The organism is Sorangium sp. So ce375, from assembly GCF_051473855.1.
In the GTDB taxonomy this organism is placed as follows: Bacteria; Myxococcota_A; Polyangia; order Polyangiales; family Polyangiaceae; genus Sorangium.
Map to the genome: position 1 here is coordinate 4,662,118 of NZ_CP150335.1, position 26,771 is coordinate 4,688,888.

The window sequence follows — 26,771 nt, forward strand, 5'->3', positions numbered from 1 at the left end:
TGACGAGCTGGCGCCTCGAGCGCCGGAGACCAATGGACCTGCTCGCCAGCCATCGCCGCCGTCATTCGGCATCGCCTCCTGCGGGAGCGCCAGGCGGCCGCGCGAAGCGACAAGCGGCGCGCGGGGGTGCTTGGGGTGTAAGAGGTCCGAACCGTGATCGTCGGCAAGGAGGGAGACGATATGAACCACGGGCATCACCACGAACACGGCCACCCTCACCAGCACGGCCGCCCTGCTCCTGCCGACCTGGACCGAGAGCAGACGAAGGATCCGGTCTGCGGGATGACTGTCTCGCCCAAGACGGCCGCTGGGCGGCACGAGCACGGCGGTCGAACGCATTTCTTCTGCAGCCAGCGCTGCCTGGCCAAGTTCCGAGCGGAGCCCGAGGAGTACGCGCCCGTCCCGATGAGGACGGAGCGTGAGCCCACGCTGGACCAGGGAATCTACACGTGCCCGATGCACCCCGAGGTCCGACAGACCGGTCCGGGAACATGCCCCTCCTGCGGCATGGCCCTGGAGCCGCTCGATCCGGCCCAGGCGACGCGCGTCGAGTACGTCTGCCCGATGCACCCCGAGGTCGTCCGCGCGGAGCCGGGCTCCTGCCCGATCTGCGGGATGGCCCTCGAGCCGCGCACGGTGACGCTCGAGGACGCGCCGAACCCGGAGCTCGCGGACATGTCCCGGCGCTTCTGGATCAGCGTCCCGCTGAGCCTCGTCGTCCTCGTGCTGGGGATGTCCGAGATGATCCCGGGCCAGCCGGTGCAGCACCTTCTCGGCCGCTGGCGCGTCTGGATCGAGCTCATCCTCGCCACGCCGGTGGTGCTCTGGTGCGGCGCTCCGTTCTTCGAGCGCGGCTGGGCCTCGATCAGGGCTCGGCACCTCAACATGTTCACCCTGATCGCCATCGGCACGGGCGCCGCCTACGCGTACAGCGTCATTGCCACGCTGGCGCCCGGCGTCTTTCCCCACTCTGTCCGCCACGGCGGCGCGGTCCCGGTCTACTTCGAGGCGGCCAGCGTCATCGTCTCGCTCGTGCTGCTCGGCCAGGTCCTCGAGCTCCGCGCCCGCAGCCGGACGAGCAGCGCGCTCAAGGCGCTCCTCGGCCTCGCCCCCAAGGCCGCCAGGCGTATCGGCGCGGACGGCCGCGAAGAGGACGTCTCTCTCGAGCTCGTGCAGCCAGGCGACCGGCTGCGCGTGCGGCCGGGGGAGAAGGTGCCGGTCGACGGCGAGGTCCTCGAGGGGAGCAGCGCGGTCGACGAGTCGATGGTCACGGGTGAGCCCATCCCCGTCGAGAAGACGCCCGGCGCCCGCGTGGTCGGCGGCACCGTCAACGGCACGGGCGGCTTCGTGATGCGGGCTGATCGCGTCGGGCGCGACACCCTGCTCGCCCGGATCGTCCAGATGGTGGGCGAGGCCCAGCGCAGCCGCGCCCCCATCCAGCGCCTCGCGGACGCCGTCGCCGCGTACTTCGTGCCCGCCGTGATCGCGATCGCGGCGCTGACCTTCGTGGTCTGGCTGCTCGTCGGGCCGGAGCCCAGGCTCTCCCACGCGCTCGTCAACGCGGTGGCTGTGCTCATCATCGCGTGCCCGTGCGCGCTCGGCCTCGCCACGCCCATCTCGATCATGGTCGGGACGGGGCGCGGCGCGACGGCCGGTATCCTGATCAAGAACGCCGAGGCGCTCGAGACCTTCGAGAAGGTCGACACCCTCGTCGTCGACAAGACCGGCACGCTCACCGAGGGCAAGCCGAAGCTCGCCTCCATGGCGACGCTGGGCGACCTCCCGCCGAACGAGATCCTCAGGCTCGCGGCGAGCCTGGAGCGCGGCAGCGAGCACCCGCTCGCGACCGCGATCGTCGCCGGGGCCCTCGAGCAGAAGCTCGAGCTCGTGCCGGCAGAGGGGTTCCGGTCGATCACGGGCAAGGGCGTGGCGGGCACGGTGGCCGGGCGCTCGGTCGCGCTCGGCAACCTCAAGCTCTTCGAGGAGCTCGGTATCCCGCCGGATGATCTCCCGCGTCGAGCCGAGGAGCGCCGACAGGAAGGCCAGACGGCGATGCTCGTGGCGGTGGATGGCAAGGCGGCCGGCATCGTCAGCGTGGCCGACCCGGTGCGCGCCTCGACCAGCGAGGCCGTCCGTCTCCTCCGCGAGGAGGGCGTCCACCTGATCATGCTCACCGGCGACAGCCGCACGACCGCGGAGGCGGTCGCCAGGAAGCTCGGCATCGAGCACGTCGAGGCCGAGGTGCTGCCCGACCAGAAGGCGGCGGTCGTGAAGCGCCTCCAGGCCGAAGGCCGCATCGTGGCGATGACGGGTGACGGTATCAACGACGCGCCCGCGCTCGCGCAGGCGCACGTCGGCGTCGCCATGGGCACCGGGACCGACGTCGCGATCGAGAGCGCCGGGATCACGCTCGTGCGCGGTGACCTCCGCGGGCTCCTGCGCGCGCGGAAGCTCAGCCGGGCGACGATGCGCAACATCCGACAGAACCTGTTCTTTGCGTTCGTCTACAACGCGCTCGGCGTGCCGGTCGCGGCGGGCGTTCTTTACCCAATCCTCGGGTTGCTGCTCAGCCCGATGCTCGCCAGCGCGGCGATGAGCCTGAGCTCGGTATCTGTCATCGGCAACGCCCTTCGGCTGCGCCGGGTCGAGGTCTGATCGAAGGCGCGAACAGGTCAGCGTCGGAACGGCAGGGCCAGCACCTGCCAGAACCGCTGCGACGGCGGATAGCCCTCGGAGCGGTCGACGCCCAGGCGGCGCGGGGCCGCGTCCGGCCGGTACACGAACGTCCCGAAGACCAGATCCCACAGCGGAAGCACGGTCCCGAAGTTCCGGGCCTCGTCGACGTCGGCGCTGTGATGATAGCGGTGCAGCTCGGCGCCGATGAACACGTAATTCAGGAATCCGGCGCGGATGTCGACGTTGAAGTGCGAGCTCATCGTCTGCAGATCGATGAGCAACATCGCCGCGAAGACGGCCTGCGGCGACAGTCCCAAGATCAGCAGGGTCGACTGGATCAGCACCGCCGAGATGAGCGCGTTGAGGGGGTGAAACACGCCGTGCATCACCACGTACACGCGATCTGGAAGGTGATGGGCCAGGTGGACCCTCCACAGGAAGCGCCCCAGGGCTCCGTCCCCTTCGTGGCTGAGGCGATGGAACCAGTACTGCAGCAGCTCGAAGATCAGAAGGAAGATCCCCACGCTGGGGAGCACCGAGGCACCGGCGAGCGGGCCCTGATGCCGCTCGCTGAGCCACAGGGCCAGGGTGCCGAAGCCGGTCCGGACCATCGCGATGGTGACGCCCGAGGCCAGCAGGTACTTGAGGTCGCGCCAGAAGCTCTGGCGGGTCATGCCCCAGGCAGGCGACAGTGGCATCAGGCGCTCGACGGTGATGAGCAAGACGATCAGGCCGAAGAGGTAGCCCCACAGCGCGCGCCTTAGGTCCCAGCCCTGCGTCACGGCGGCGTAGATGATGTACAAAGTCACCGCCAGCAGCAGCGGGTACAGCAGGCGGCTCGTCATCCAGATCAGCGTTCCTCGCATGCGATGGATGCTGAGGTCGGGCGCCTCTTCCACCCAGCGACACGGACCGCGGATTGAGCGTTAATGAACAAGAGCTCGAAAAAGTCCGGAAACGAGGACAGGGACAGGGGCGGCGACAGGACGCGGGCCGCCGGCAAGATCGCGGATCGACGCGTGCAGAAGACTCGGAAGCTGCTCTCGGACGCCCTGGTCGCGCTGATCCTGGAGAAGGGCTATGACGAGGTGTCGATCCAGGACATCATCGATCGCGCCAACGTCGGGCGGTCCACGTTCTACTCGCACTACGAGAACAAGGAGCAGCTCATGCTGTTCGGACACGAGCACCTGCGGGCGCTGTCCCTGCGGGATGCGGGACGTGTACTCGACTTCCTGCCGTTTTATCGCCACCTCGCCGAGATGCACGAGCTGATGGGCAAGCTCCTGTCCGCGGAGAAGAGCGAGCGGGTGCTGACGCGCTCCCTGGAGGACATCCTTCAGGGCAGCATCTGCCGCCTGTACGCTCCGCGGCTGGCGCCGGAGGAGGGGGCCCTGTTCATGCTCCGCTCCGAGGCGGCGGCGGCGGCGCTGGTGCGGCTGATGACGAGCTGGGTCCACAAGGGAATGCCGTGCTCACCGGAACGGATGGCGGAGGAGAGCACGGCGCTGCTGCAGCGGGTCCTCAGCGACGATCGTGCATGAGGTCGTGCGGGGTGTTGAGCTACGGATCGATCGCGCCCTCTCGGATGCGCCAGTCGTCGAGCACCCAGACGACGTCGCGCGAGTAGGGCAGAGGCGCCGCGTCCTCGACGACCAGGACGCCGTACAGGCCGCGCTCGACTTGCTCGCTGCTTCGCAGGCAGGCTCGGAGGCCAGCCCAGCGGTGCGCCCTGCACGGTGAGCGGACGGATCGACGAACGTAGCGGGCATCCGCCTCTGGGCTCCGCGAGCGAAAAAAACGTGTCCGCGCGTCACGCCTGGCCCGCTGGTGCCTAGAACAAGCGGCGGCGTCCCGCTGCACCTCGCCGCTGTGACCAAAAGGGTTACACTCTGGGAGACCAGGAACCAGCAAGGAGACACCGTGATGGTTTACTCGCGACTCATCGGCCTCGCCGCCGTCAGCCTCGCCCTCGCCGCCTGCGGAGACTCGGAGACGGGACCCTCTCCTTTCGAGGGCACGGGAGGGGGCGGCGGCGCGGGAGCGGCGAGCGGCACGGGGGGGCACGGCGGCGCTGGAGAGGGCGGCGGGCCTGCGGCGACGGCGCCCGATGCGCCGGTGCTGTCGTTCGTGATGCCGATGCTCGACGTGCTTCACGTCGAGTGGGTGCTGCAGCCGGAATGCGATGAGATCGAGGCCGAGCGCAAAGACCCGATGAACGACTACGCCGTCGCCTTCACCGTCGCAGGCTCGAAGAAGGCCTACATGGATTCCGAGGCGACGGAGAACATGGAGTACACGTACCGTCTCCGCTGTAAGGTGGGCGAGGCGTACTCCGCGTACTCGAACGAGATGTCCGGCAACCCCACCGCCGCGGAGAGCGAGCATTGATACGGCTTTCGCGTGCTCTTTTGGGCGTCGCCTCGCTGTCGCTGTTCGCGGCGGGGTGCGCCGCCGAGCGGGCCGAGGAGCCGCCCGCCCCCGATGCCTGGGGCGAGGCTGCCGCCGCGCCCGACAGGAACCCCGATCCCAGGATTGTCGAGGTCGATCTCGAGGCCAGGGAGGCAGAGAAGACCTACCTGGAGGGCACGACCACCGCGGTCTGGTCCTACAACGGTACGGTCCCCGGGCCCCTCATCGAGGCGAACGTGGGCGACACGCTGATCGTCCACTTCAAGAACAGCCTGCCGGAAGCGACGACGATCCACTGGCATGGCGTCCGGGTGCCCAACGAGATGGACGGCGTGATGGCCGTGCAGGAGCCCATCGCGCCCGGAGCGACGTTCACCTACCAGTTCACGCTTCGGGACGCTGGGCTCTACTGGTTCCACCCCCACGTGATGGAGCCGGAGCAGATCCAGAAGGGGCTCTTCGGCTTGATCCGCGTGCGCGGACCGAACGAGCCGGGAGCCGACATCGAGAAGATCGCCGTGCTCGGGGACGTGATCCTGAACAAGGACGGGACCTTCAACGAAGAGCTCGACGACGACACGATCATGATGGGCCGCGAGGGCAATGTCCTGCTCGTCAACGGCCAAGTGATGCCAGCGCTCGATGTGCAACTGGGCGGGCTCACGCGTCTCCGGATCGTCAACGTGGCGAACGGGCGCTTCTTCAACCTTGCGCTCCCGGGCCACAAATTCCGCGTCATCGGCACCGACGGCGGGCTGATCCCGAAGCCGTACGACACCGAGAGGCTCCTGGTCTCTCCCGGCGAGCGGTACGACGTGCTGCTGATCGCCGAGGGCGAGCCGGGAACGGAGCTTACCCTGATGAACGAGCCCTACGAGCGTGGGCACCACACCGGACTGGCCGAGCCGATGCCGCTCGCCAGGGTGAGGATCGGCGAGGGGCCCGGGCTGTCCGGGCGCACGCTTCCCGAGACGGGCCCCGCCATCGAGCGGCTGCCGGGCGGGCCGGCGGAGGCGACGATCACGTTCGACGAGGGGTATGTCGATGGCAAGCTGACGTTCACGATCGACGGCAAGGCGTTTCCGGACGTCCCGCCGCTCGACGTCGAGAACGGCTCGGTCCATGTCTATGACCTGAAGAACGACGCGGAGATGGACCACCCGTTCCACCTGCATGGCTTCTTCTTCCAGGTCCTCGCCAGGGACGATGTGCCGGTGGCCGACGAGGAGCTCGCCAACAAGGACACCGTGATCCTGCCGCAGCGGTCCACCGTGCGCATCGTGACGCGCTTCGATGAGCCGGGCATGTGGATGTATCACTGTCACATCCTCGAGCACACCGAGCGCGGCATGATGGGCGAGATCCACGTCGAGCCCTGAGGAGCTGCTCGCCTTCGGAGGTCGAGCAGGCGCCGCGCGAGCGCCGCCGCGGCGACCCATGCCGGGATGACCTGAAGGACACCCGTCAACGACGGCGACGCGCTCAAGGCGCTGGCACCGACCGGCGTCCGACGGGCAGCGCGAGAGACTCGTCGAATTCACCAGATGTGACCTGTACGGTCACTTTCATCTATCCGGCCGACCAGGCTGTCGCTCTCCGCGGCCGGTGCGCTGGCGCGAGCACGCGCTTGCGCCAGCTGGAAGGTTCGCTCGCTGCTGCTAAAACCACGTCTCCCAGCGGCCGCTGTCGATCTCGGCCGCGTGCACCGTCGCGGAGATGCGGTCGCGGTCGCCCGGGAACGGCTGTATCTGGTGCAGGCGGTAGCTGTCGATGACCAGCGCGCCGCCAGGGCTATACCCTGCGACGAGGCTCCGCGTGGAGAGCGCCTCGTCTCCCGGGTCGTCCCGCCCGTCGTAGAGGACGTCCCACAGCTTGAGCCCGCCGTCCGCTTCGGGGAGCTCCAGCATGACGACGACGGTGATCGCGCGGAGCCGACGGGCAAGGTGGTAGTCGGAGAGCCCCTCCGTGTCGAAGTGGACGACGCCGCCCTCGCGCGCGACCTTCTCCCCCGCGGGGAAGATGTGGACGCCGGGCCCGCAGAAGCCGCGCCTGGGCTGCGCGAGCCCGCCGGTGAGCGCCGCGACGAGCTCGCGCATCCGGCGCTGGAGGCCGGGGAGGTGGCGCTCGACGCGCTCGTCCGAGGCCGCCGCGTCGGCGAAATAGAGCCTCGAGCGCCCTGTCTCCAGGTGCGTGTAGAAGGCGCGCCCCAGCGAGAACTGCTCGGCTCCGAAGTCGGCAGTCCACGCGTCGCGGGCGGCGCGCACCCCCGCGACGAGCGCGGCGCGCTCCGCCTCGGAGAACACGCGCGGCACCTCGAGCGCAAAGTGGCGTTCGAGCGCGTCGATCGGCCGAGCGCCCGCGCGCGGGGAGGAGGACGACGACGACGAGCGGAGAGGGAGATCGAGCCGCCGTACGGAGGCGCGGCGCGCGGGGGGCATGGCCAAACCACCGTTAGCACCGTCCGAGGGGGCCAGCCAACCGGCGGCGCGCGGGTCCGAACGCGATGCAGCGGCGCGGGACCCGAGAGCGCGCGCTGGCCGGCGACGCGCGACGCGCGAGCGCCCGCCGGTTTTTCCCGCGCGGGACGGCGGATCCGGAGTACAGTGCCGCCGCGGAAGCACCTTTTTGCGAGCGAGGACAGCGATGGTGTCGGGCAGGCGAGGGGAGAAGCGGCAGGAGCAGCAGGCGTTTGCGCTCAAGGGCACGATGCCGGCCATCACGATGCTCTGTCTGAAGACGGCGGATGTCTCGGCCGTCGGGCGTCAGCTCGCCGACCACATCTCGCAGATGCCCCACTTCTTCCTGCACCTGCCCGTCTTGCTCGATCTCGCGGAGCTCGGCGACGAGCCCGTCGACCTCGACGCCCTCGCCGGGCTGCTGAGGAAGCACAACCTCGTGCCGATCGCCGTGCGCAACCCGACGGACGCCCAGCGCGAGCGGGCCGTCGCCGCCGGCCTCGGCGTGCTGCGGACGCCGCTCACGCGCTCATCGCGCCAGGCAGCGCCGGCCGACGGGAGCACCCCCACGCCGGGGCCCGTGGCGGTGGGGCCCGCGCCAGACCGCGGCGCGCCAGGGGGCGCTGCGGCGGCAGCGCCCGCCCGGCGCCCGAGGGACGCGGCGCCGCCGCCGGACGCGGCCGGGGAGCCGCCGCCGGCAGGGCTCACCGTGCGGCAGCCGGTGCGCAGCGGGCAGGTCATCTACGTTCCCCACGGCGACCTCGTGGTCCTCTCGCCGGTCAGCTCGGGCGCGGAGCTCATCGCCAACGACAACATCCACGTCTATGCGCCGCTCCGGGGCCGCGCCATGGCCGGCGCCCACAACAACGCGGACGCGAGCATCTTCTGCATGAGCCTCGAGGCGGAGTTCGTCTCCATCGCCGGCCGCTACCTCATGGCCGACGAGATCCCCGACGAGCACCGCGGCAAGCCCGCCCGCATCTCGGTGCAGAACGACGGGCTCGTGGTCACGCGCCTGTAGCGCAGTTCTGGTACATACGACGCAGGGCGGCGGTCTCCCGCACAGGAGACGGGTCCAGATCGGCGTTTTCGGTGCGGAAGCGCACTCCTGTGCGCTGAGCACCGAAAACGTCGAGATGGGCCCGTATCCGAAGCGGGAGACCGCCGCTCTTCACCTCGGTCGGAGCTCGGTCAGGACGAGCAGGTACTCTGGCGGGTTGTTCGGCGTCAGCTTCGCATACGGGTTCTCCATCGTCGGGAAGCCGGTGAACCGCTTCGTGCTGTACTCGCCCCACGACGGGTTGTTGAAGAGCGGGATCACCGGCGCGGCCTGCACGAAGATCATCTGCAGCCCATCCAGGATGCGCTTCTGATCGACGGGATCCGTCGCGGACTCGAACGCATGGAACAGCACGTCGGCCTCCCTGGCGCCGAAACGGTGCCAGTTGCGCGCCGCCACCTCGCCGAGCGGCTTCACGAGATCCGCGCACATCAGATCGCGATAAAAATTATACGGCGTCGGCTCCACGCTGGTCCAGCCCATCGACAGATCGAAAAGGCCCCTCTGCAGCGCGTCGTAAAAGGCGCTGAAGTCGGATGTCTTCATCGACGCGGCGATGCCCACGCTCTCCAGGTTCTGCGTGATGATCTGGACCGCGCGGACCCAGTCGGACCAGCCGCTGACGACGTTGATGTCGAAGTGCATCGGCTTGCCTAGCCTCGTCCGGATCCCGTCCGCGCCCCGCGGATAGCCCGCCTCGTCGAGGATCTGGTTCGCCCGCTGCGGGTCGAACTTCACCCAGTCTCCCGCCGCCACCGCCTTCTCGTTGCGAAACCGCTCGTAAGAGTCGTCCAGCCCCGTCGCGTCCGCGCCGTGTGTGTAGTTGTCCGCCGCGAGCTTGACGATCTGGTCCCGGTCGATGGCCATGCTGATGGCCTTGCGCACGCGCACGTCGTCGAACGGCTTCTTCGTGGCGTTCGGGTACAGCGTCGCGGTGCCCCCGACGAGCGGGAACCAGTAATGATGGTTTGCCGGATCCTTGGCGACGAAGACCCGCTCGATCTCCGGCACGAAGGCGCCCGCCCAGTCGATCTCGCCGTTGACGAGCGCCAGGGTGACCTGATCGTTGCTCGGGTAGGCCGGGAAACGCAGCCCGTCGACCGCCGGCTTGCCCTCCTGCCAGTAGTGCGGGTTCTTGCCGAGCTCGTACACCTGATTCTGGAAGACCTTCACCTCGGTGAAGGGCCCTGTGGCCACGGGGTTCTCGTTCGCGAACGTGACCGGATCGACGACGTCCTTCCACACGTGCTCCGGCACGATCGGCTGGTGGCCGATGTAGCTGAGCCCGGGGACATAGGGCCGCCGCAGCGTGAACTCGACGGTGGTGTCGTCGATCGCCGTCACGGCGCCGAGGAACCGCCACACCCCGGCGAGATCGAGCGCCGCGTGATTCTTGATGAGCGCGAACGTGAACGCGACGTCCTTTGCCGAGAACGCGTGTCCGTCCGACCACTTGACCCCGGAGCGGGTCGTGAAGGTGAGCCGCTTGTTGCTGTCGCTCCACACGTAGCTCGTCGCGAGCCACGGCGTGTATTCGCTCCGCATCGTGTTGTAGACGAGCATCGGCTCGTAGATGCCGGCGACCGTCGGGAAGCGCACGCTCCCCTCGGGGAGCAGCGGGTTGAAGTTGCGCACCCAGGTGGCCTGCTGCTCCCTCGCGATGGTGACCATCGAGGCCCGCTTCGGCGGGGGCTGCTGCGCGGACGCGGCCGCGGCGTCCTGCGCCGACGACCCCGGCGTCGCCGCCCGCTCCGGAGCGGCGGACGGGTTCTCGCTGCCGTTCTTCGAACGACAGCCCGGGGCAGCGCAGGTGGACAGCAGCAGCGCCGACAGGAGGAACGCGCGGCGCGGCATGGTTCGACTCATCCCAGACATCCACCTCTCCACGCGGGCGATCTCGACCCCCCGCGACGCTCCGTTACCGTGACCAGCACCACCACCGCGCCCGGCTCCACGCCCGCCGAGGCCCCCGCGCAGGACGCTCGCCCCGTGAACCCATCGGGTCGAGTGTCGCCGCACTCGCACTCTATCGGCGTATGTGCGCACATGTCAACTCGACCGACTCGTCCAATTTCTGGATCTCCTCGCGTCCCCTCGCGAAACTGATCGTGGCTCGGGGCCCCGACCGAGCGCACGGGAGGCGCCGCCGCGGCGAGACCCTCCCAAGGAGCGGACCGTGACCACCCCCGTCTCACGAACCTTCGTCGACCTGAGCCACACCGTCGAGCACGGTATGACGACGTACAAAGGCGTGCCGGCGCCCGTCATCTGCGATTTCCTCTCGCGCGAGCAGTCCCGCGGCGTTTACGCGGAAGGCGTCGAATTCCACATCGGCCGAATCGACATGGTCGCGAACACGGGCACCTACATGGACAGCCCGTTTCATCGCTATGCGAACGGCAAGGATCTCGCCGGCTTGCCGCTCGAATCGCTGGCCGATCTGGAGAGCGTGGTGGTCGAGGCGCGGGGCCGGTCCGGGCGGGCGATCGACGCCGACGCCTTCGACGGGCTCGATCTCGCCGGGAAGGCCGTCCTCGTGCGCACGGGCTGGAGCGCTCACTGGCGCACGGACCGCTATTTCGAAGGACACCCGTACCTCACGCGGGACGCGGCGCGGCTCCTGGCCGGCGCAGGCGCCGTGTTCGTGGGCGTCGACACGTACAATATCGACGACACGGCCGATCCCGCGCGGCCAGTCCACTCCCTCCTGCTCGGAGCGGACATCCCGATCTGCGAGCACATGACGGGGCTCGACCAGCTCCCCGCGGCCGGAGCCCGCCTCTTCGCCGTCCCGGTGAAGGTCCGCGCCTTCGGCACGTTCCCGGTCCGGGCGTTCGCCATCGTGTGAGCCGCGCAGGCCGCTCGCTCGAAGCTCGGTGAGGCGCGGGCTTCTCGGGCGCGGCGGCGCGGCGGCGCGGCGTCCGCGGCGGCTCAGCCTCCGTCGAGCGGGAAGAGCTGCAGGTTCACGGCGACGACGCGCTCGGGCGGCCGCGACTCTGCGATCACCGCGCGCATGTTCTGGAAATAGCTCACGTGGAGCTCGGAGAGCTTCGCGAGATCGGCCGCGGAGACCGTGAAGACATTGAACGAGAAGCGCCCCTCGGCCTTGCGCGTGAGCCGCGCCAGCCCGACGCCGGCCCAGAAGCACTTGAGCCGGTGCTCCGCGTCCGGATCCGGGCGCGTGTCCACCGTCCGGATCGGCGCGACGATCCACCGCCCGCGGCTCCTCCGGATCTGGCCGGCCTCCGCGAGCCGATCCAGGCAGCGCGCCTCGTCCTCGACGGGGAACCCGAGCCGTCGCGCGATCCACCCCGGCTCGTGGCGCGGCAGCGCCCGGTAGGCCGGCATCTCCAGCGCGAGCAGGACGGCGGGGAGCAGCGGCTCCTCGTAGACGGCGCGGCGCTGGGCCTCGAGCGTGCGCCACGCCGCGCTCGCCGCCGGGAGCGCCGCCGGGTCGGCGAAGAGCGCCACGAAATCGAGCAGGCGCAGCGAGCAGGCCTCGACCGTCCGCAGGAAGTCCGGGAGCCGCGGCTCGGCCTCGCCCGAGAGCCACCGCGCGACAGCGTAGCGGCTCCTGCCCGCGCGCCGCGCCACGTCGACGATGGGCGACATGGAGCGCATCTCCGAGAGGAGCGCCGCGACGCCCTCGGCCGACGCCGGATCGGTGCGCGCGAGCCACGCCGGCAGCGAGGGGAAGAAGCGCCTCACCGCCCCCGCGACGTCGACCCCCGCGCGCCGCGCGGCGATGAGGAAGGTGGCCGCGGTCGGCCAGCGCCTGCCGGACTCCCACGTGTAGACGACGTTGGTGCGGAAGCCGAGCCGGCGGCTGAAGGCGCGCTGCGAGCGCCGGCCGCGGAGGGCGCGGATCAGCTCCTTTGCAAGGGATTCATGGTCCACGTACCGCAGATTCGCACATGTGGAGGTTAGTTTGCCCTATGGAATGTGCGAAGCTGACCTGGCGTCGCGCCGACGACGAACGCAAGGTAGGCCGCAGGAGGTCTTGAACATGCGCGAGCGGCGTTGGCTTTCTTTGTTGGTCGCGGCGGCGACGAGCGTCGGGCTCTTCGGGTGCGTCGATGGCGCCGGCGGCGGGCCGCAGGGCGGCCAGATCGGCGGAGTCCACGGCGCGGAGGGCGGGTGCGACGAGGAGAAGGAGGACATCGGCGCAGACGACGTCTCCCCGCTGGGCTTCTCGGCGCGAGAGGCGCTCACGGCGATCTCCGGAGAGCGCTCCGTCCCGCTCACGTGGGCGAAGGGCGGCAGCACGACGGCGACCGTCTCCGTGGGCGAGCTCGTCGCCGCGCGGTTCGTACAATCGACGGTGGCAGAGGGCGATTCGAGCGGCGCCGAGCCGGCGCTCGCCCTGGATTGCTCGGATCACCTGCAGATCGACGTCCCGCTGGCCTTCTCGACCGAGGACGGCGCGTTCGACGAGTCGTTCGCGGTCACGCTCAGGGTGCCGCGGGTCGATGCTGCCAGCTTCTTTTACAAGATCGATCTCTCCGCGCTCCAGGGCTCGTACGAGGTCACCGAGGTCGATCCTGCGGAGTTCAAGGCCGTCACCGTGTACCTGAGCGGCGCGCTGAGCAGCGGCGCCGTCTCCGGCACGATCAGCGGGATCGCCGAGAGCCACCCGACCGGGAGCGGGCCGGATGCGTCGGTCTCCGCGCGGCAGTTCGGCGTGGCGCAGTTCTGAGCGCGGCGCCGCGGCCGCACGACAGCCATCTACGGTGGAGCGCGGCTGTCCGCGACGACGTGCATCGGGCGCGGCGGGCTACTCGTGCTCGCCCGCCGCCGCCTTCGCGGAGCTGATGTATCGCTTGACGCCGTAGGCGGCGAGCGCGGCGCTCGCGCCGAGGATCTCGACCCCGCCATGGCCATTCAGCGTGAGATCCAGCCCGCGGTCGGTCGGCGCGAGCGCCAGCGAGACGAGCGTCGGCGAAGCGCCGAGGGCGCCGTAGTTCGCGGCCACAGCGCCGTCGAGCAGGCCCGCGAGCACCTGACGGTCGATGTACAGCTGCAGATGCGAGGCGCCCTTCGCGAGCGCCCGGGCCTCGGCGAACGACGGGGTCGCGGCCAGCGATTCCTTGTCCTTCCCGAAGCGCGCGGCGACCTGAGCGAGGTAGCCCCGGTCGCCCGCGCCGATCAGGACGAACCCAGGCCGGGTCTCGGCCCTCAGCTCGTTGCCGCCCTCGAGATCGTGCGCCAGCCACCCGGGCTTGGCCCTGAGCTTCTTCGATGTCCGCTTCATGTGCGCGGCGACGGCGCCGAACACCTTCTTTTGCGCCGCCTCGTCCGCGGTCGCCAGCGCGATGAGCACGGCGCCGTGCTTGAGCGCCTCGGCGCGCCCGCCGCCTGCGATGGTGAGCTTGTGCTTCGGATCGCGGTAGATCCCGACCGCGGCCTCGCCGCCGAGCGCCCTGTCCACATCGCCGAGCTCGAGCCCTACCTCGGCGAGCGTGGCCGCGGCCGCCGCCGCGGTGGGCTCGCCGGCGAGCCCGTCGAAGGTGCCGAGGACGTCGCTCACCGTCTTTCCGGGCGACCGCTGAAGGGAGAGCCCGAACGTCATCAGGGCTCCTGCGGGCAGCTTCGCCACGGCGGCATGGTCCGTCGCCGAGAGCACCGTGCCGAGCGCGGGAACCTCCGGTCCGTAGAGCGCGAGCTCGACGCGGAGCCCGGGCGCGTCCTGGCTGATGGGAAGGGCGATGAAGAGCCGCGAGCCGGGCTCGGGGCCGGTCGCGCCGCCGCCTTGCAGCCGGTGGAGGTCGATCGCGAGCCAGGGATCCTTCGCGCGCTCGGGTTGGAAGAGCGGAGATGTCTTGAACGACGGCTCGCGCTGCCCCGCGACCCGCAGGGCCCTCGACAGCGGCTCTGGCCGGGCGCAGACGAGGGCGACCCTCGCCTCGGCGAGCCACGCGCCGTGAGCGACCACGCTGTCCTCGTCGTCTCGGAGCGCGAACCTGCCCTCGCCGGCCTCGCGCGGCAGCTCCTTCAGCAGCCGCTCCACCGGGGCTCCGTCGCGGAATCGCGCCGCCACGCAGCCGCGCTCGACGAGCGCCCCCAGGGATTCGCGTGGCGCCGCCTCGCCCCCGACGAACACCGTGGCGCCGTCGAACGATGCCATCAGATCTCGGGCGAGCTCAGGGCTCAGGCCGGGCTGGCGCGCCAGGACCGCCGTGACCTCCGCGAGGAGGGTCTCCCGGATGGCGGGCGCAGCGCCGGCGAGGAGCGCGCCGGCCTGCGGGAGGCTCGCTGCGAGCACCGCGTCGGCGGGGATGACGTCGACGAGCGACTCCACGCTTCGCGGCATCGCGGGGCCGCCCGGCGCCGCGGTCCCCGCGGGCGTCGGGGCCGCCGCCGAGCGTGCCGGCGGCGTCGCCGCGGGGGGCCCTCCGCAGGACGCGAGCGCGACCAGGCCGGCGAAGGTGAGAAGTCTGGGAAAGGCGAGGCGCATCGACACGGGGGCTCTCCTCATGGACGTGCGCCGTAGTACACCCGGCCGGCCTGGGCGTCTGCGTCAAAGCGCCTGAGCAGCCGGGGGCGCGCCCGGGAAGCCACGTGCACCCTGCCGACCGCCAGCGATCCCGGGGTGGACGAGAGAGCCGCCCTCACGCATCAGCGACGCAGCTGCTCGCGGACCTCCATCAGGATGATGCCCAGCATGTTCCGCCCGCTGCCGTCGCCGCCGTCGGCCCAGTAGGCGTCGTTCGACGTGTGCTCGACCAGCTCGGCGTCTCCGGTGTCGAGCAGGGCGCGCCGGAGATCCTCGTGCTGGGTGAACTTCGCCAGCACCACCTCGCGCATGATGTCGTCTTTCACCTGCTCCCAGTCGGGGCGCAGCGGGCGGCTCCGCTGCCGACCCATGCGGGCCGCCTCGCCGGGGCCGGGGGCGCTGCGGATCGCCTCCTCGTGATCGGTGCCGGGGAACTTCTGGGCCTGGAAGTAGTGCTCGCTCGTGGGCCACACCTTGCCTTTGAGCGTGACCGGGTGGGGCGAGAAGTTGGAGAAGAACCCGTGAGCGTCGCCGGCGCGATAGAAGCGGATGACGGACATGGGCCCCATTCTATCCCATGACCCCGCGGCGCCGCCTGGGAACCTCGCCGCGACCTCCCGCCATCCGCGGCGCCGCTACTGGATCGAGCCGATCTTGTCGAGGAAGTCGTTGTATTCCGTGAAATGGTCCCACTCGACCACGTCGAGGCCGATATCGACCAGGTTCCCATCGACCATCAGCGGATCGAGGATCTCTTTTGTCGCCTCGAGGCCGAGGTGCTGGATGCCATAGAGAATGTAGGGCACGAGGTACCCCTCGTAGTACTGCCGCTGGACGACCGTTGCCTTGATGCGCCCCGTCTTCAAGTAGTCGACGGTCCTCTGATCGAAGTCGAACGCGACGATGGGGATGTTCTTGTTGGCGAGCTCTGCGGCCATCGCGCACCGATACGAGATATTGAACACGCCGATCATACCCACGGCGGGCGGATTCGCGTTCTCGATCTTGCCTCTCATCGTTTCGACGTCAGAGCCTTCCTGGTCGTTGATGAAGACGGCTTGGGCCCGATCCACCGTGTAGCCAGCCGCTCCGAGCACATCCATGACCCCGTACGTTCGCTGGACCCCGTCGAACCACTGTGTTCCGGTTTCGCCATGGATGATCACCGTACCTGGCGGTTTCGGCATCATCTTTACCAGGGTCTCCGCCGCCCTGACGCCGGCGTCATACGGGATGGCCCCGACATAGAGCGTGCGCTTCGAGTCCTTCAGGTCGGTGTCGAACGTCACCACGTGGAGCCCCTTCCCCGCGGCTTCATTGATGGATGGCTCGTTGAGGGTGTCGTAGGGCGAGACGGCGATGCCCTGGGCGCCGTCCTCGATCGCGTTCGCGATCTGTTGATTCTGGAGCGACTGCGACTCGGCGCCGTTGTCCGCCGCCATCTGCGCGCTGGGGCCGAGCACGTTCCCCACGGCCTCGAGCTCGCCCATGGCTCGGCTCGCGCCGGTGGCGATCGGCTCGAAGAAGGTGGAGATGTGCTTCAGCAGGACCACCATCTGGATCGGCTTGAGCCCGCTCTGGTTGATTCTTGCGACGAGGCTGTCGACCGTCTGCTCGAGCTCAACCGGAGTGAACTTTGTATTCGGCGTCCGCTCTCGCTTGATGGACGCGATCTCGGATGTCGGTTCGTTCTCGAGGGGAAGCTGCTCTTCTGCGCACGCCGCCGTTGTCAGCGCGAGCCCGAGGGCCGCCACCCAGCATCGTCCCGTCCTCATGACATACCCTCCTCGGCCGCAGGCCGTCCGGCGCGCGCGGTTCCCCAGCGTGAGAATCCAGCCTTCATCGAGAATGTCTCCAGGCGCGGCCGGCTACCGGAGGAGGGGAGGTGGCCCACGGTGGCGGCTGCGTTCCCCGCGCGATCGGGCGCTGTTGGCGAGCGCGACGTCGAGAGCCGGGGCGCGAGTCCCACAAGCATCGTGGTCTCCCTACAGCGGAGCTGTCGTCTGGGATAAACGAGTACCATGTGGGTTCGACGTGAGCATTGCAACGTCGTGGGCATCCTGAAACCCATGTTTGCAATTTTGAGATACGACGTCGACGAAGTGACTGTCAATAGGCACGGAAAATCGCCGACGAGGCGTGGGGTGACGGTGAGGAGGAGGGTTAGGTGGGAGTGGTTACGTGAGCTCGCTCAGCGCGCCCGTGGTGAGCGCCGGGTCGGGCTGGGAGCCGAACGACTCGATCTCGACGCCGAACGCCTGGGCGATCGACACGAGGATCCGGCTGTTCGTGACGGGCGTGAACGTGGCGTCGGCCTCGCCGCACCACGGCGCGTCGGCAGGGCAGTCCGCCTTGAGCTTGATGCGCCGGCCCATCCTGAACTTCCCGTTCGCCCCGCCCGCCAGCAGCGTCGGCACGTTGCGCTTGCTGTGCTGGGAGGGGTTCCCCATGTCGCTCGACGCGTAGATCAGCGTGCTGTCGAGGGCGCCGAGCTGGTCGAGCCGCTGCATGAGGCGCGCGATCTTCGAGTAGCTGTACCGGTTGAACTTCGCGAGCGGCACCCAGGTCTCAGGCTTGCCAGCGCCGGGGCGGCCGTCGTTGCCGACCGGCGAGGCGTCGTACGTGTGCGCGACCGAGCCGTGGTTGTCCGTCGGCAACCCGAGCGGGTTGTTCGCGTAGGACAGGTCGTTCATGAACAGCGTGGCGAAGCGCGTGATGCCGCAGGCGAGCGCCTGCGCCAGGAGGTCGACGTGCGCGTCGGTGATGGCGTCGAAGTAGGGTTCGCCGCCGTTGTACTGCTTCACCGACGGGAACTTCGACGCGTCGGGCTGAGGCGGCACGGCGCACGACGGCCCGCCGGCCGAAGGCGAGGCGTACTGCTTCTCCAGCTCGCGGAGCGACGTCAGGTGCTGGTCGAGCTTCTGCTGCTCGGGGGCCGCGAGGCGCGTGCGCAGGCGGTCGATGTCGCCGCGCACGAAGTCGATCACGCTCTTGCCGAGCTCGCGCTGCCGGGCCGCGCGGGCCTGGGCCTCGGGGTCGTCGCCCACGACGAGGCCCGCGAACAGCAGGTTGAACGCCTCCACCGGGTGGATGATCTTCGGCAGCGGCGCGCCGCCCGCGCCGAAGGACAGCGTCTGCCCGGACTCGGTCCCGTCCATGCCCACCCCGAGCGCGACGCTCGTGATGCGCGTGTCCGCGCCGAGGCCCTTCTCCACGGCGAGGTACTGGTCGAGCGAGAGGTTGAGCGGCTTCTTCCCGTCGATGCGGCTGCCGGTCAGCATCGTGCCGGCCGAGTCGTGCCCGTTGGCGTTCGACAGGTGGTCGATGCCCTCGACGACGAGGATCTTGTCCTTGAAGCTCCGGCCGTAGGTCGCCGGATCATCGAACGGCTGGAGAGAGCAGTTCTCGTACGTGATGTCGAAGCTCGTCTCCGTGTCCCCCGCGCGCATGGCCCAGTACTCGGCGGCGATGCCGTGGGGGTGATAGATGGCGACGAGCTTGAGCGGCAGCTCCTCGCCGCCCGCCCGGGCGACGGAGTCCGCGAGCATGTTGACGAAAGGGAGCGTCGCGAGGCTCGCCCCCACGGCGCGAAGGAACGTACGACGGGTCGACCGGCGCATCACTGGGGCCTCCGATGGCTGAAGAGACTGCTCTTGACGTAGGTGATCAGCGTTTCGACGAGCTTGCCCTGCTCTGCCTCAGGGACGGCGTTCCATGCCTTCAAGAACGACTCCTCGCTCGCCGCGGCGGTCTTGTCGCTGCGGCCCGCCGAGGCGCGGAACACGTTGCGCGCGAAGCACGATCGCACGGTCGGGCTCGTGGACAGGGCCTGCGCGAGGGCGTTGCTGTCGGTGTACGCCCCGTCGAAGTCGGCGCCGATCGCCACGTTGACCGCGCTGTTGACCTTCGTCCCGTTGTCCGTCGCCCGGAGCATGCCCATTCCGTCGAACTGCTCGAACGAGAACCCGATCGGATCGATGCTGTTGTGGCACGCCCTGCACGCCGGGTCGGTGGAGTGGATCTCGAAGCGCTCTCGAGTCGTCTTGCTCGGATCCGGCACCGGCGGGACGACGTTGATGCTCAGCTCGGTCGGCGACGGGATGTTGACGCAGGCGACGCGGCGCAGGACGGTCACCCCGCGCAGCACCGGCGCGGTCTCCGTGGCGTGCGCGTTCACGGCGAGGAACGCGCCCTGGTTGAGGAGCCCCCGCCGGCCGGAGAGCGACACGCGCCCTGCGCCGGGGGCGCCGTAGACCTGCGAGAGCGGCTGATCGACGATGCTCCAGTCGGCGCCCAGGAGCTCTCCGACCGTCCCCGTGGAGTTCATCAGGACCTCCGTGACGAAGTCCTCGGTCTCGCGCTCCATCGACGCCCTGACGTCGGCGAACTTGCTGTAGACGTTCGAGTCCTTCGCCGTCATCGCGATCCGGTCGACGCCGAGCCACTCGCGGACGACCCGCACGATGCGCTCGCGCGCCGCCGACGTCTGGAGCAGCCGGCGCACCTCGGCCTCTCGGCCTTCGGGGGTCGACAGCGTGCCCGCGACCGCGGCCTCCATCAGCGCATCATCGGGCGGACCAGCGGTGATGAGGTAGGAGAGGGAGCTCGCCAGCTCATGGGGAGTCAGCGCCAGCGCACCTCCGCCGGATCCATCGCCGAGCTCGGTCAGGTAGAGGAAGCCGGGCGACTGCAGGACCGCTCGCGCGACGAGCTCGATGCCGTCTGCGTACGTCGCGCCCTTGGCTCCGACCTGATAGACGGCGAGCAGCGCGTCGGCCTCCGCCGCGCCGAGCGGGCGGCGGTAGGCGCGCCCGCCGAACGACGTGATGAACGCCCTGGCGCAGCTCTCCGCCTGCGTCCCCGGATCGGCGCAGGGGGCGAGCTCCGCGACCTTGCCCTTCACCTCGGCCGCGAGCGTCTCCGCCGCGGCGGCGAGCTGCTTCGCCAGCACCGGATCGACGCGCTGCGCGTCGTTGACCGTGAAGCCGTCTTGCCGCGAATCCGGCGCAAAGCCCTCGCTCGGGTTGGTGGTGGTCCCCGTCAACGCGCGCGCCGAGGCGGCATACTCGGCGTTGGTGAGCCGGCGGATACGCGCTGGGAGGAGGCTCACGCTCTCCGTCCCATCGGGCAGCGTGACGCCGCCGCTCGTCCCGGAGCCTGACTCGGAAGGATCGGGATCTCCTACGTCTCCCGTGCAGCCGGCGACCCCTGCCAGGGCCGTCGCCAGCATGATCCCGTAAGAATGATAACCAAGTGATCGACCCATGGTTCATTTTATGCGCGCAAGCGCTCCCGTCTGCAACCGCTTCTTCGCTCCCGGCGCGCCTGCGAACCACAGGCTGTACCGTGACATGTCACGGTTCGCGGAGTGGCATGTCACGGTTGGCGGTGTGACATGTCACGGAGGAACGTGGCGCGCCTCACGGCGGGCGACTCATCGCTGAGCGCGTAGGACGCGATGGAGCGAGAAACCGAGCGGTTTCCGTGCCTGGCAGCATATGGCGTGTTGTGCCCCTCCGAGCGAGGCCGAGCAGCGCCGTCGAGCTTCCGGAGCGCACCCGGTCGCGTTCATCTGCCGCTGGCAGAGGAGAGCGGACGATGGTCGATCATTCGATGGTTCGTGCTCTGCTCGCGCGGACTCTGGCGCCGGCTGCGAGCGTGAGCGGGAGAGGGGAAGTCGCACGGCGGTCATCGCACGGTTCCGTCGGCAGGCTCCGTCGCATGGCAGTCTACCCAGGAGAAATGAAGGCGCGAAATTCGCGAAGCTCGTCGTTGTGAAGGCCCTTATCCTGGTAGCCCCCACGATTTTCCTGGAGCGGAACGCCCACGCTCAATGGGGAGGAATGGCCGGTATGACGGGGGGCTGCCTCCCCCAGCTTCAAGCAGGACTGATGCCGGTTCATCACGATGTCGGCACGCTCGCGGCTACCGGACGGACCCGCGCAGCGCTGGCGAGGGCCCCGAGGCGGAGCGCCAGGCCACGGCGGCCGAGCGGCCTCCACATTCATCACGAGGTTCACCGGGAGAATCGCCTTGCGCCCGGCGCGCACCCTCCGTCGTCAGGGCGCACCTACATGTAGGTAATTTGGATCCAGAACGCCGGCCGGGGTACGCTGCAAGTTTCGCCTCCAAAAAGTTGTTCGTTCGGTTCGCGATGACGTACCCAGTCGAGCGCGTCCCCGGCCGCCATGGAATCGGGTGGGCGCCGAGTCCGATCACGTCGACGGCGCCTCCTCACCAACGCCGGGAGACGGGCATCCGCGCGGGCTCGGCCGTAGGACAGGCCACGTCTCTCGAACCATCTTAAGGAGGTTTCTGGTGTCAAAGGTAGTCGTCGTCACCTCGGGCAAAGGCGGAGTCGGCAAGACCACCACGACCGCAAACCTCGCGTCCGGTATCGCGGCTCTCGGTTACAAGACGATCGCCATCGATTTCGACGTGGGTCTCCGCAACCTCGATCTCGTGATGGGGTGCGAGCGCCGCGTGGTCTACGATCTCGTCAACGTGATCCGCGGCGAGGCGTCGCTCCGCCAGGCGGTGATCAAGGACAAGCGGATCGAGACGCTCTACGTGCTCCCCGCGTCGCAGACGCGGGACAAGGACGCGCTCACGCTGGACGGCGTGGGGCGCATCCTGGACGAGCTGCGTGCCGCGGGATTCGAGTACATCTTCTGCGACTCGCCGGCCGGCATCGAGTGGGGCGCCCAGATGGCCATGTATTTCGCGGACGAGGCGATCGTGGTGACGAACCCCGAGGTGTCGTCGGTGCGCGACTCGGATCGCGTGCTCGGCCTCCTGGACGCGAAGACCCGCCGCGCGGAGCTCGGCGAAGAGGCGGTGAAGACGCACCTCCTGCTCACGCGGTATGCGCCGGCGCGCGTCGCCAAGGGCGAGATGCTGGCGCACAAGGACGTGCTGGATCTCCTCGGCATCCCGCTGCTCGGCGTGATCCCGGAGTCGCCGGCGGTGCTCCAGGCGTCGAACGCCGGGACGCCCGTGGTGCTCGACCCCACGAGCGACGCGGCGCAGGCCTACCTCGACGTGGTCCAGCGTTTCCTCGGCGAGGAGCGCCCCCACCGGTTCCTGGAGCCGGCGAAGAAGGGGTTCTTCAGCCGGATTTTTGGCGGCCAGGCGGCGACCGTCTGAGGGAGTTGTGCCATGTCGATCATGGATTATTTCCGTAAGTCGCAGCCGAAGTCGGCGGCCGTGGCGAAGGAGCGTCTGCAGATCATCGTGGCGCGCGAGCGCGTGCGCCCGACGGGCGAGCCGGACTACCTGCCGCGGCTCAAGCAGGAGCTGCTCCAGGTCATCTCGAAGTACGAGCGGATCGACCTGGACCAGGTGAGCGTCAATGTCGAGCGCAGCGGCGACTGCGATGTGCTCGAGCTGAACGTCGTGCTCTCCGAGTCGGAGCGGGCGGCCGTGCGTGCCGCCGCGTCCCGGGCAGGGGCGTCCGCCGCGCGGAACTGCTGAGGGGGCCTCAGCCGCGCCCTCGTCCCCGCGGCGCGGCCTCCGCCATCGCGAGCTCCCGCGCCCGCTCGGACGCCGCCTGGAGCAGCGGCCCGAAGACCTCTGCCGGCGAGCGCTCCTCGGTCCACCCCGGAGGCTCGCCGAGCTGCGACAGCAGCGCCGCGTGCGCCGCGGGGGGCTCTAGCGTCACGTCGAGCGCCGGCGGCGCCTCGCGCCAGGCGTCGTAGTCCTTCGCCGCCATCTTGCCGGGCGTCACCGTCGCGATCGCCGGCGCGTCTCCGGCGCAGGGCGCGCTCTTCTCTGCGCCCGCCCGTGATCCGCGCCGCGCGGGGGCGTCCCGCGCGGCGCGGATCGCCTCGATCACCTGCTCGCGCGTGCGCCCGCGCAGCTCGAACAGCAGGAAAGGGTCCTTGTCGAACGCCTCCCCGAGCACGTAGTGCGTCGCCGCGACGTGTTTGCAGGGGTTCGCCGCGTCGGGGCACGAGCAGGCCGTGGTGAGGTCCTCGGGCCGCGCCGGGAACAGGCTCGTCCCGGCGCTCTGGAACGCGGCCTCGATGTCCTCCGGCATCTGGCCCGCGAGGAGCTCCGCCGCGAACTGCGCCCGCTTCGCCATGGCGGCGATCGCCTTCGCCCACGTGGCGTCGTCGAGCCGCGCGATCGTGAGGATCACCTTGTAGGGCCTCGGCTGCGAGCCGGTGACGCGCGCCGTCACGAGGCCCGGCTTCACCTCCAGATCGTGCGTCCGCCCAGCCCGCGCGTACGTGCGCCCGCGCGCGAGGCGGCCCGCGTCGTCCGGCGCCATCCGCTCCAGCGCCTCCACCCAGCGCTTGCCCCACCAGGTCGTGCCGGCCCGCTTCATCCGGATGCCCCGCGCGGGCGGCGGCGGCTTCGGCCCGGCCTCCCGGTGGAACGGCGCCCAGCGCGACGGCGAGCTCATGTGGACGCTCCTCCCGGCGCTCGGTCCGAAAGGCGTCTCGCGCCCCTCCGCCGGCCCTCCGCGGGCGGCGCTCGCAGCGCGCCCGGGGCGGCGCCGCGCGCCTCTTCCGGTTCCGGTTCCGGTGCCCGTTCCGGTTCCGGTTCCGGCCCCCGCTCCGGCTCCTGCTCCTCGCGATCGTCCAGCTCGCCCGCGCCGGTCACGGCGTCCCTCGACAGCGCGAACAGCTCGCGCAGCGCCGCGTCGTCGAGCTCGGTGATCCACGCCTCGCCCTGGCCCACGACCTGCGCCGCCAGATCGCGCTTCTGCTCCAGCATCCGGTCGACCTTCTCCTCCACGGTGCCCGCGCACACAAGCTTGTGGACCTGCACCGCGCGCCGCTGCCCGATCCGGTGCGCGCGGTCCGTCGCCTGGTCCTCGACCGCGGGGTTCCACCAGCGATCGAAGTGGAACACGTGGCTCGCCGCCGTCAGGTTGAGTCCTGCGCCGCCGGCCTTCAGCGACAGGACGAAGACGCGCGGACCCCGCGGATCGTCCTGGAAACGCCGCACCATCGCGTCGCGCGCGGGCCGCGGCGTGCCGCCGTGCAGGAAGAGGACCTCCGTGTCGAGCGAAGACGCGAGGTGCCGGACCAGCCGGTCGCCCATCTCGCGGAACTGCGTGAAGACGAGCGCGCGATCGCCCGCCGAGAGCGCCTCCTCGAGCATCTCCGTGAGCCGCGCGAGCTTGCCCGACCGGCCCGCGAGCGGCCCCGCCTCCCCGAGGCACTGCGCCGGATGGTTGCAGATCTGCTTGAGCACCGTCAGCAGCGACAGCACGAGCCCGCGCCGCGCGATGCCCTCGGCCTCCTCGATGCGGTGCATCGCCTCGTCGAGCGCCGCCCGGTAGAGCGTCACCTGCTCGCGCGTGAGCGTGCAGAAGACCCTGGCCTCGTCCTTCGGCGGGAGGTCCTGGAGCACGTTCGGATCGCCCTTGATTCGCCGCAGCAAGAACGGTCCGGCGACGCGCCGGAGCCGCTCTGCGGCCCTCCGGTCGCCGTAGCGCTCGATGGGGACCGCGTAGGTGCGCCGGAACGCCTCGAGCGGGCCGAGCAGGCCGGGGTTCGCGAACTCGAGGATCGACCAGAGCTCGGCGAGGCGGTTCTCGACGGGCGTGCCGGTCAGCGCGACGCGGTGCGACGCGCGGAGCGCGCGCGCGGCGCGGGCGGTGCGCGACGCGGCGTTCTTGATGTTCTGCGCCTCGTCCAGCACGACCGTGGCCCAGTCGACGCCAGCGAGCGCCGCGGCGTCGCGGCGGAGCAGGCCGTACGTGGTCAGGACGAGCCCGCCGCCCGCGCGGCGCGCGCCGTCACCGCGCCCGTCGGGCCCCTCGCTCGCGCCGGACGCCCGCGACGCGAGCTCCTCGGCCGAGCGGGCGCGCCCCTCGCCGAAGTGCCGGACGAGGGGCAGGGCAGGGGCGAAGCGCGCCGCTTCGCGCTCCCAGTTGCCGACGACCGACGTCGGCGCGACGAGCAGCGTCGGGCGCGCGTCCTCCGGCGCCGCCGCCCGCTGGCCGACAAGGAACGCGAGCAGCTGGACGGTCTTGCCGAGGCCCATGTCGTCGGCCAGGCAGGCGCCCAGGCCGAGGCTCGCCATCGTCTGCAGCCAGGCGACGCCGCGCGCCTGGTACGGGCGCAGCGTCCCGACGAACCCGGCGGGCGGCGCGGCGGGGCGCTCGGCGCCCGAGCGGAGCCGCTCCATCGCGTGGGCGAGCGCGCCCTCGGCGACCACGGGTGCGGCCAGGCCGTCGATCCGGGTCTCGCCCGCGAGCGCGCCCTCCAGCGCCTCGCGCGCCGAGATGCGCCCGCCGCCGGCCTCGAGGCGCCGCGCGATCTCGGCGAGCTCTTCGGGGACCACGACCACCCACGCCCCGCGGTGCCGGACGAGCGGCGATTTCTGCCGCGCGAGGGCGGCGAGCTCGCGCGCCGAGAGCGCCTCGTCGCCGAGCGCCGCCTCCCACGTGAAATCGAGCGCCTCGTCGAGGCCTAGCCCGGCGCTGCCCGCGACGACGCCCGCGGTGCGGCGCGCCGCGCCGACGCGCATGCGGAGGCGCAGGCGGCGCTGCCCCGAGGCCAGGAGCTCGCCCGGCACGACCACGCCGAACCCGGCCTCGCCCAGCGCCGGCGCGGCCTGCGCGAGGAAGGCCCACGCCTCCGCGGGGGCGAGGTCCACGTGCTCCGGCCGCGCCTCGCCGAGGGCCCGGGCGATCGGCGCGAAGCGCCGCGCCGCGGCGCCGAGCGCGCCAAGGAGGATCTCCTCGGCATCGGAGAACGCGCGCCCGAGCGCCTTCAGCGTGCGTCCCCGGGCCGCCCACACCTCGGCGGCGGGCACGAGCAGGCTCGGATCGTCGGTCGCCTGCAGCAGGAAGCGGAGCACGAAGCCGCGGTCGCCCTGGGGCAGCTCCAGCCGGAAGCAGGCGCGCAGCGCGTCGCACGCGCCGAGCGCGGGGCGGACCCACGCGTCGAGATCGGCCACGAGCGCGCGCTCGGCGAGCCCTTCCGCGGCGAAGGCGCGCCGCGCGCCCGTCAGGGCGAGCACAAGCCGGCGCTCCCAGGGGGTGTGTGCTGGGCGCGCCGCGCGCGGCGAGCGGTGCGTGGGGCCGCAGCGCGCGAGCGCGTCGGCCGCGGCGTCCAGGAAGGCGCGCAGCAGGGCCTCGGCGGACCAGATCTCCGCGAGGGGCGCGCGGGGGCGGCCGCCGTCGCCTCTGGCCTGCGCGCCCGCCGGCACCGCGTGCGCGGCCGGCGGCATGGCGCGGGCGAGCGCCGCGACGCGCGCGGCGTCCTCGGGGGCGGCGAGCGACGCCGCCCAGCGGGCCTCCGTCCCGCCGCTGGCCGGCACCACGCGGGGCACGATCCGCTCGCGCACCACGAGGTCGAGCGCGAGCTTGCTCGCCAGGCTCCACGCCGCGACGGAGGCCGGCGCCCGCCCGAGGTCGTCCTGTGCCATCGTGGCCAGCGCGGACAGTCCGTCGAGGAGCGGCGCAGCCTGTCCGGCCTTCCTCACGGCGCGGCCCGCCTCGGAGACCACGACCGCCTCCGCCGGGGTCGTCGCGCCGAGCGAGCGGGCAGCGGCCGCGTCGTCCCAGAGGAAGAAGCGGAGATCGTCGGGCAGAAAGACGAGCGGCATGGCCGCGCAGATCCATTGCACAGGCGGCGACGAGGAAAAGGGGGCTTCACGCGTCGTGAGCCAAAAAAGCGATTGGCCGGACGGGAGCGCACCCGCTGAGTCACGC

At 70.6% G+C, this 26,771-nt stretch carries 20 protein-coding genes; 9 read left to right on the top strand and 11 right to left on the bottom strand.

Features of this window, described 5'->3' with window-relative positions; all coding sequences use genetic code 11:
• Positions 1-180 precede the first annotated feature (180 nt).
• On the top strand, positions 181-2,655 hold the full coding sequence (locus WME90_RS17345; RefSeq protein WP_437282252.1) for a heavy metal translocating P-type ATPase: 2,475 nt from the start codon (positions 181-183) through the stop codon (positions 2,653-2,655).
• A gap of 17 nt (positions 2,656-2,672) precedes the next feature.
• Here WME90_RS17345 and WME90_RS17350 read toward each other — a convergent pair whose 3' ends face one another.
• A complete protein-coding gene (locus WME90_RS17350; RefSeq protein ID WP_437282253.1) occupies positions 2,673-3,575 on the bottom strand; it encodes a sterol desaturase family protein in 903 nt (300 codons plus the stop codon).
• A 30-nt stretch (positions 3,576-3,605) separates the two neighbouring features.
• On the opposite strand from WME90_RS17350, the gene WME90_RS17355 reads away from it, so the two are divergent.
• From WME90_RS17355 to WME90_RS17365, 3 genes are all read left to right on the top strand, one after another.
• The gene (locus tag WME90_RS17355) at positions 3,606-4,220 is read left to right on the top strand and encodes a TetR/AcrR family transcriptional regulator (RefSeq protein ID WP_437282254.1); all 615 of its coding nucleotides are present in this window, start codon (positions 3,606-3,608) and stop codon (positions 4,218-4,220) included.
• A gap of 382 nt (positions 4,221-4,602) precedes the next feature.
• Positions 4,603-5,067, top strand: a complete 465-nt coding sequence (locus WME90_RS17360; protein WP_437282255.1) for a hypothetical protein — start codon at positions 4,603-4,605, stop codon at positions 5,065-5,067.
• Between the two features lie 20 nt (positions 5,068-5,087).
• Entirely contained in the window at positions 5,088-6,467 is a 1,380-nt protein-coding gene (locus WME90_RS17365; RefSeq protein ID WP_437282256.1) for a multicopper oxidase family protein, read from the top strand.
• A 279-nt stretch (positions 6,468-6,746) separates the two neighbouring features.
• Here WME90_RS17365 and WME90_RS17370 read toward each other — a convergent pair whose 3' ends face one another.
• Positions 6,747-7,526: a hypothetical protein gene (locus WME90_RS17370; RefSeq protein WP_437282257.1), complete on the bottom strand. Its 780-nt coding sequence runs from the start codon at positions 7,524-7,526 to the stop codon at positions 6,747-6,749.
• 205 nt (positions 7,527-7,731) lie between these two features.
• Here WME90_RS17370 and minC point away from each other — a divergent pair, with 205 nt between their 5' ends.
• Positions 7,732-8,565: a septum site-determining protein MinC gene (gene minC, locus WME90_RS17375; protein ID WP_437282258.1), complete on the top strand. Its 834-nt coding sequence runs from the start codon at positions 7,732-7,734 to the stop codon at positions 8,563-8,565.
• Positions 8,566-8,715: 150 nt separating this feature from the next.
• Here minC and WME90_RS17380 read toward each other — a convergent pair whose 3' ends face one another.
• Positions 8,716-10,458, bottom strand: coding sequence for an ABC transporter substrate-binding protein (locus tag WME90_RS17380; protein ID WP_437283619.1), 1,743 nt, complete (start codon positions 10,456-10,458; stop codon positions 8,716-8,718).
• Positions 10,459-10,780: 322 nt separating this feature from the next.
• Between WME90_RS17380 and WME90_RS17385 the strand changes: the two genes are divergently transcribed.
• Positions 10,781-11,452, top strand: a complete 672-nt coding sequence (locus WME90_RS17385) for a cyclase family protein (RefSeq protein WP_437282259.1) — start codon at positions 10,781-10,783, stop codon at positions 11,450-11,452.
• Positions 11,453-11,535: 83 nt separating this feature from the next.
• Here the strand turns inward: WME90_RS17385 and WME90_RS17390 are convergent, their stop codons facing one another.
• Positions 11,536-12,501 (bottom strand): DUF4423 domain-containing protein, encoded by a 966-nt coding sequence (locus WME90_RS17390; RefSeq protein ID WP_437282260.1) that lies wholly within the window; start codon positions 12,499-12,501, stop codon positions 11,536-11,538.
• Positions 12,502-12,610: 109 nt separating this feature from the next.
• Here WME90_RS17390 and WME90_RS17395 point away from each other — a divergent pair, with 109 nt between their 5' ends.
• Positions 12,611-13,300 carry a hypothetical protein gene (locus tag WME90_RS17395; protein ID WP_437282261.1) on the top strand — a complete coding sequence of 230 codons (690 nt, stop codon included), beginning with the start codon at positions 12,611-12,613 and terminating at the stop codon, positions 13,298-13,300.
• Positions 13,301-13,378: 78 nt separating this feature from the next.
• On the opposite strand, the gene WME90_RS17400 is transcribed toward WME90_RS17395, so the two are convergent.
• The 5 genes from WME90_RS17400 to WME90_RS17420 form a co-directional block, all read right to left on the bottom strand.
• Positions 13,379-15,064: a hypothetical protein gene (locus WME90_RS17400; RefSeq protein ID WP_437282262.1), complete on the bottom strand. Its 1,686-nt coding sequence runs from the start codon at positions 15,062-15,064 to the stop codon at positions 13,379-13,381.
• A 155-nt stretch (positions 15,065-15,219) separates the two neighbouring features.
• On the bottom strand, positions 15,220-15,657 hold the full coding sequence (locus WME90_RS17405) for an NADAR family protein (protein WP_437282263.1): 438 nt from the start codon (positions 15,655-15,657) through the stop codon (positions 15,220-15,222).
• A 75-nt stretch (positions 15,658-15,732) separates the two neighbouring features.
• Positions 15,733-16,872, bottom strand: coding sequence for a substrate-binding domain-containing protein (locus tag WME90_RS17410; RefSeq protein WP_437282264.1), 1,140 nt, complete (start codon positions 16,870-16,872; stop codon positions 15,733-15,735).
• Positions 16,873-17,274: 402 nt separating this feature from the next.
• Positions 17,275-18,717 carry a DUF1552 domain-containing protein gene (locus WME90_RS17415; protein WP_437282265.1) on the bottom strand — a complete coding sequence of 481 codons (1,443 nt, stop codon included), beginning with the start codon at positions 18,715-18,717 and terminating at the stop codon, positions 17,275-17,277.
• Positions 18,717-20,363 (bottom strand): DUF1592 domain-containing protein, encoded by a 1,647-nt coding sequence (locus WME90_RS17420; RefSeq protein ID WP_437282266.1) that lies wholly within the window; start codon positions 20,361-20,363, stop codon positions 18,717-18,719. The genes WME90_RS17415 and WME90_RS17420 overlap by 1 nt, the downstream gene beginning before the upstream one ends.
• 1,052 nt (positions 20,364-21,415) lie before the next feature.
• On the opposite strand from WME90_RS17420, the gene minD reads away from it, so the two are divergent.
• Positions 21,416-22,243 (top strand): septum site-determining protein MinD, encoded by an 828-nt coding sequence (gene minD / locus WME90_RS17425; protein WP_437282267.1) that lies wholly within the window; start codon positions 21,416-21,418, stop codon positions 22,241-22,243.
• Positions 22,244-22,255: 12 nt separating this feature from the next.
• On the top strand, positions 22,256-22,570 hold the full coding sequence (gene minE, locus WME90_RS17430) for a cell division topological specificity factor MinE (RefSeq protein ID WP_437282268.1): 315 nt from the start codon (positions 22,256-22,258) through the stop codon (positions 22,568-22,570).
• A 7-nt stretch (positions 22,571-22,577) separates the two neighbouring features.
• Here minE and WME90_RS17435 read toward each other — a convergent pair whose 3' ends face one another.
• Both WME90_RS17435 and WME90_RS17440 read right to left on the bottom strand, forming a co-directional pair.
• Complete coding sequence (locus WME90_RS17435; protein WP_437282269.1) at positions 22,578-23,504, bottom strand: SWIM zinc finger family protein; 927 nt, start codon at positions 23,502-23,504, stop codon at positions 22,578-22,580.
• A complete protein-coding gene (locus WME90_RS17440) occupies positions 23,501-26,665 on the bottom strand; it encodes an SNF2-related protein (RefSeq protein WP_437282270.1) in 3,165 nt (1,054 codons plus the stop codon). The genes WME90_RS17435 and WME90_RS17440 overlap by 4 nt, the downstream gene beginning before the upstream one ends.
• Between the last annotated feature and the right edge of the window lie 106 nt (positions 26,666-26,771).

Excerpts from the sequence above, each read along its gene's own strand:
- WME90_RS17345 (WP_437282252.1), top strand. The coding sequence starts at position 181 with ATGAACCACGGGCATCACCACGAACACGGCCACCCTCACCAGCACGGC.
- WME90_RS17355 (WP_437282254.1), top strand. The coding sequence starts at position 3,606 with ATGAACAAGAGCTCGAAAAAGTCCGGAAACGAGGACAGGGACAGGGGC.
- WME90_RS17360 (WP_437282255.1), top strand. The coding sequence starts at position 4,603 with ATGGTTTACTCGCGACTCATCGGCCTCGCCGCCGTCAGCCTCGCCCTC.
- WME90_RS17370 (WP_437282257.1), bottom strand. The coding sequence starts at position 7,526 with ATGCCCCCCGCGCGCCGCGCCTCCGTACGGCGGCTCGATCTCCCTCTC.
- minC (WP_437282258.1), top strand. The coding sequence starts at position 7,732 with ATGGTGTCGGGCAGGCGAGGGGAGAAGCGGCAGGAGCAGCAGGCGTTT.
- WME90_RS17380 (WP_437283619.1), bottom strand. The coding sequence starts at position 10,458 with ATGCCGCGCCGCGCGTTCCTCCTGTCGGCGCTGCTGCTGTCCACCTGC.
- WME90_RS17395 (WP_437282261.1), top strand. The coding sequence starts at position 12,611 with ATGCGCGAGCGGCGTTGGCTTTCTTTGTTGGTCGCGGCGGCGACGAGC.
- WME90_RS17405 (WP_437282263.1), bottom strand. The coding sequence starts at position 15,657 with ATGTCCGTCATCCGCTTCTATCGCGCCGGCGACGCTCACGGGTTCTTC.
- WME90_RS17410 (WP_437282264.1), bottom strand. The coding sequence starts at position 16,872 with ATGAGGACGGGACGATGCTGGGTGGCGGCCCTCGGGCTCGCGCTGACA.
- WME90_RS17415 (WP_437282265.1), bottom strand. The coding sequence starts at position 18,717 with ATGCGCCGGTCGACCCGTCGTACGTTCCTTCGCGCCGTGGGGGCGAGC.
- WME90_RS17420 (WP_437282266.1), bottom strand. The coding sequence starts at position 20,363 with ATGGGTCGATCACTTGGTTATCATTCTTACGGGATCATGCTGGCGACG.
- minE (WP_437282268.1), top strand. The coding sequence starts at position 22,256 with ATGTCGATCATGGATTATTTCCGTAAGTCGCAGCCGAAGTCGGCGGCC.
- WME90_RS17435 (WP_437282269.1), bottom strand. The coding sequence starts at position 23,504 with ATGAGCTCGCCGTCGCGCTGGGCGCCGTTCCACCGGGAGGCCGGGCCG.
- WME90_RS17440 (WP_437282270.1), bottom strand. The coding sequence starts at position 26,665 with ATGCCGCTCGTCTTTCTGCCCGACGATCTCCGCTTCTTCCTCTGGGAC.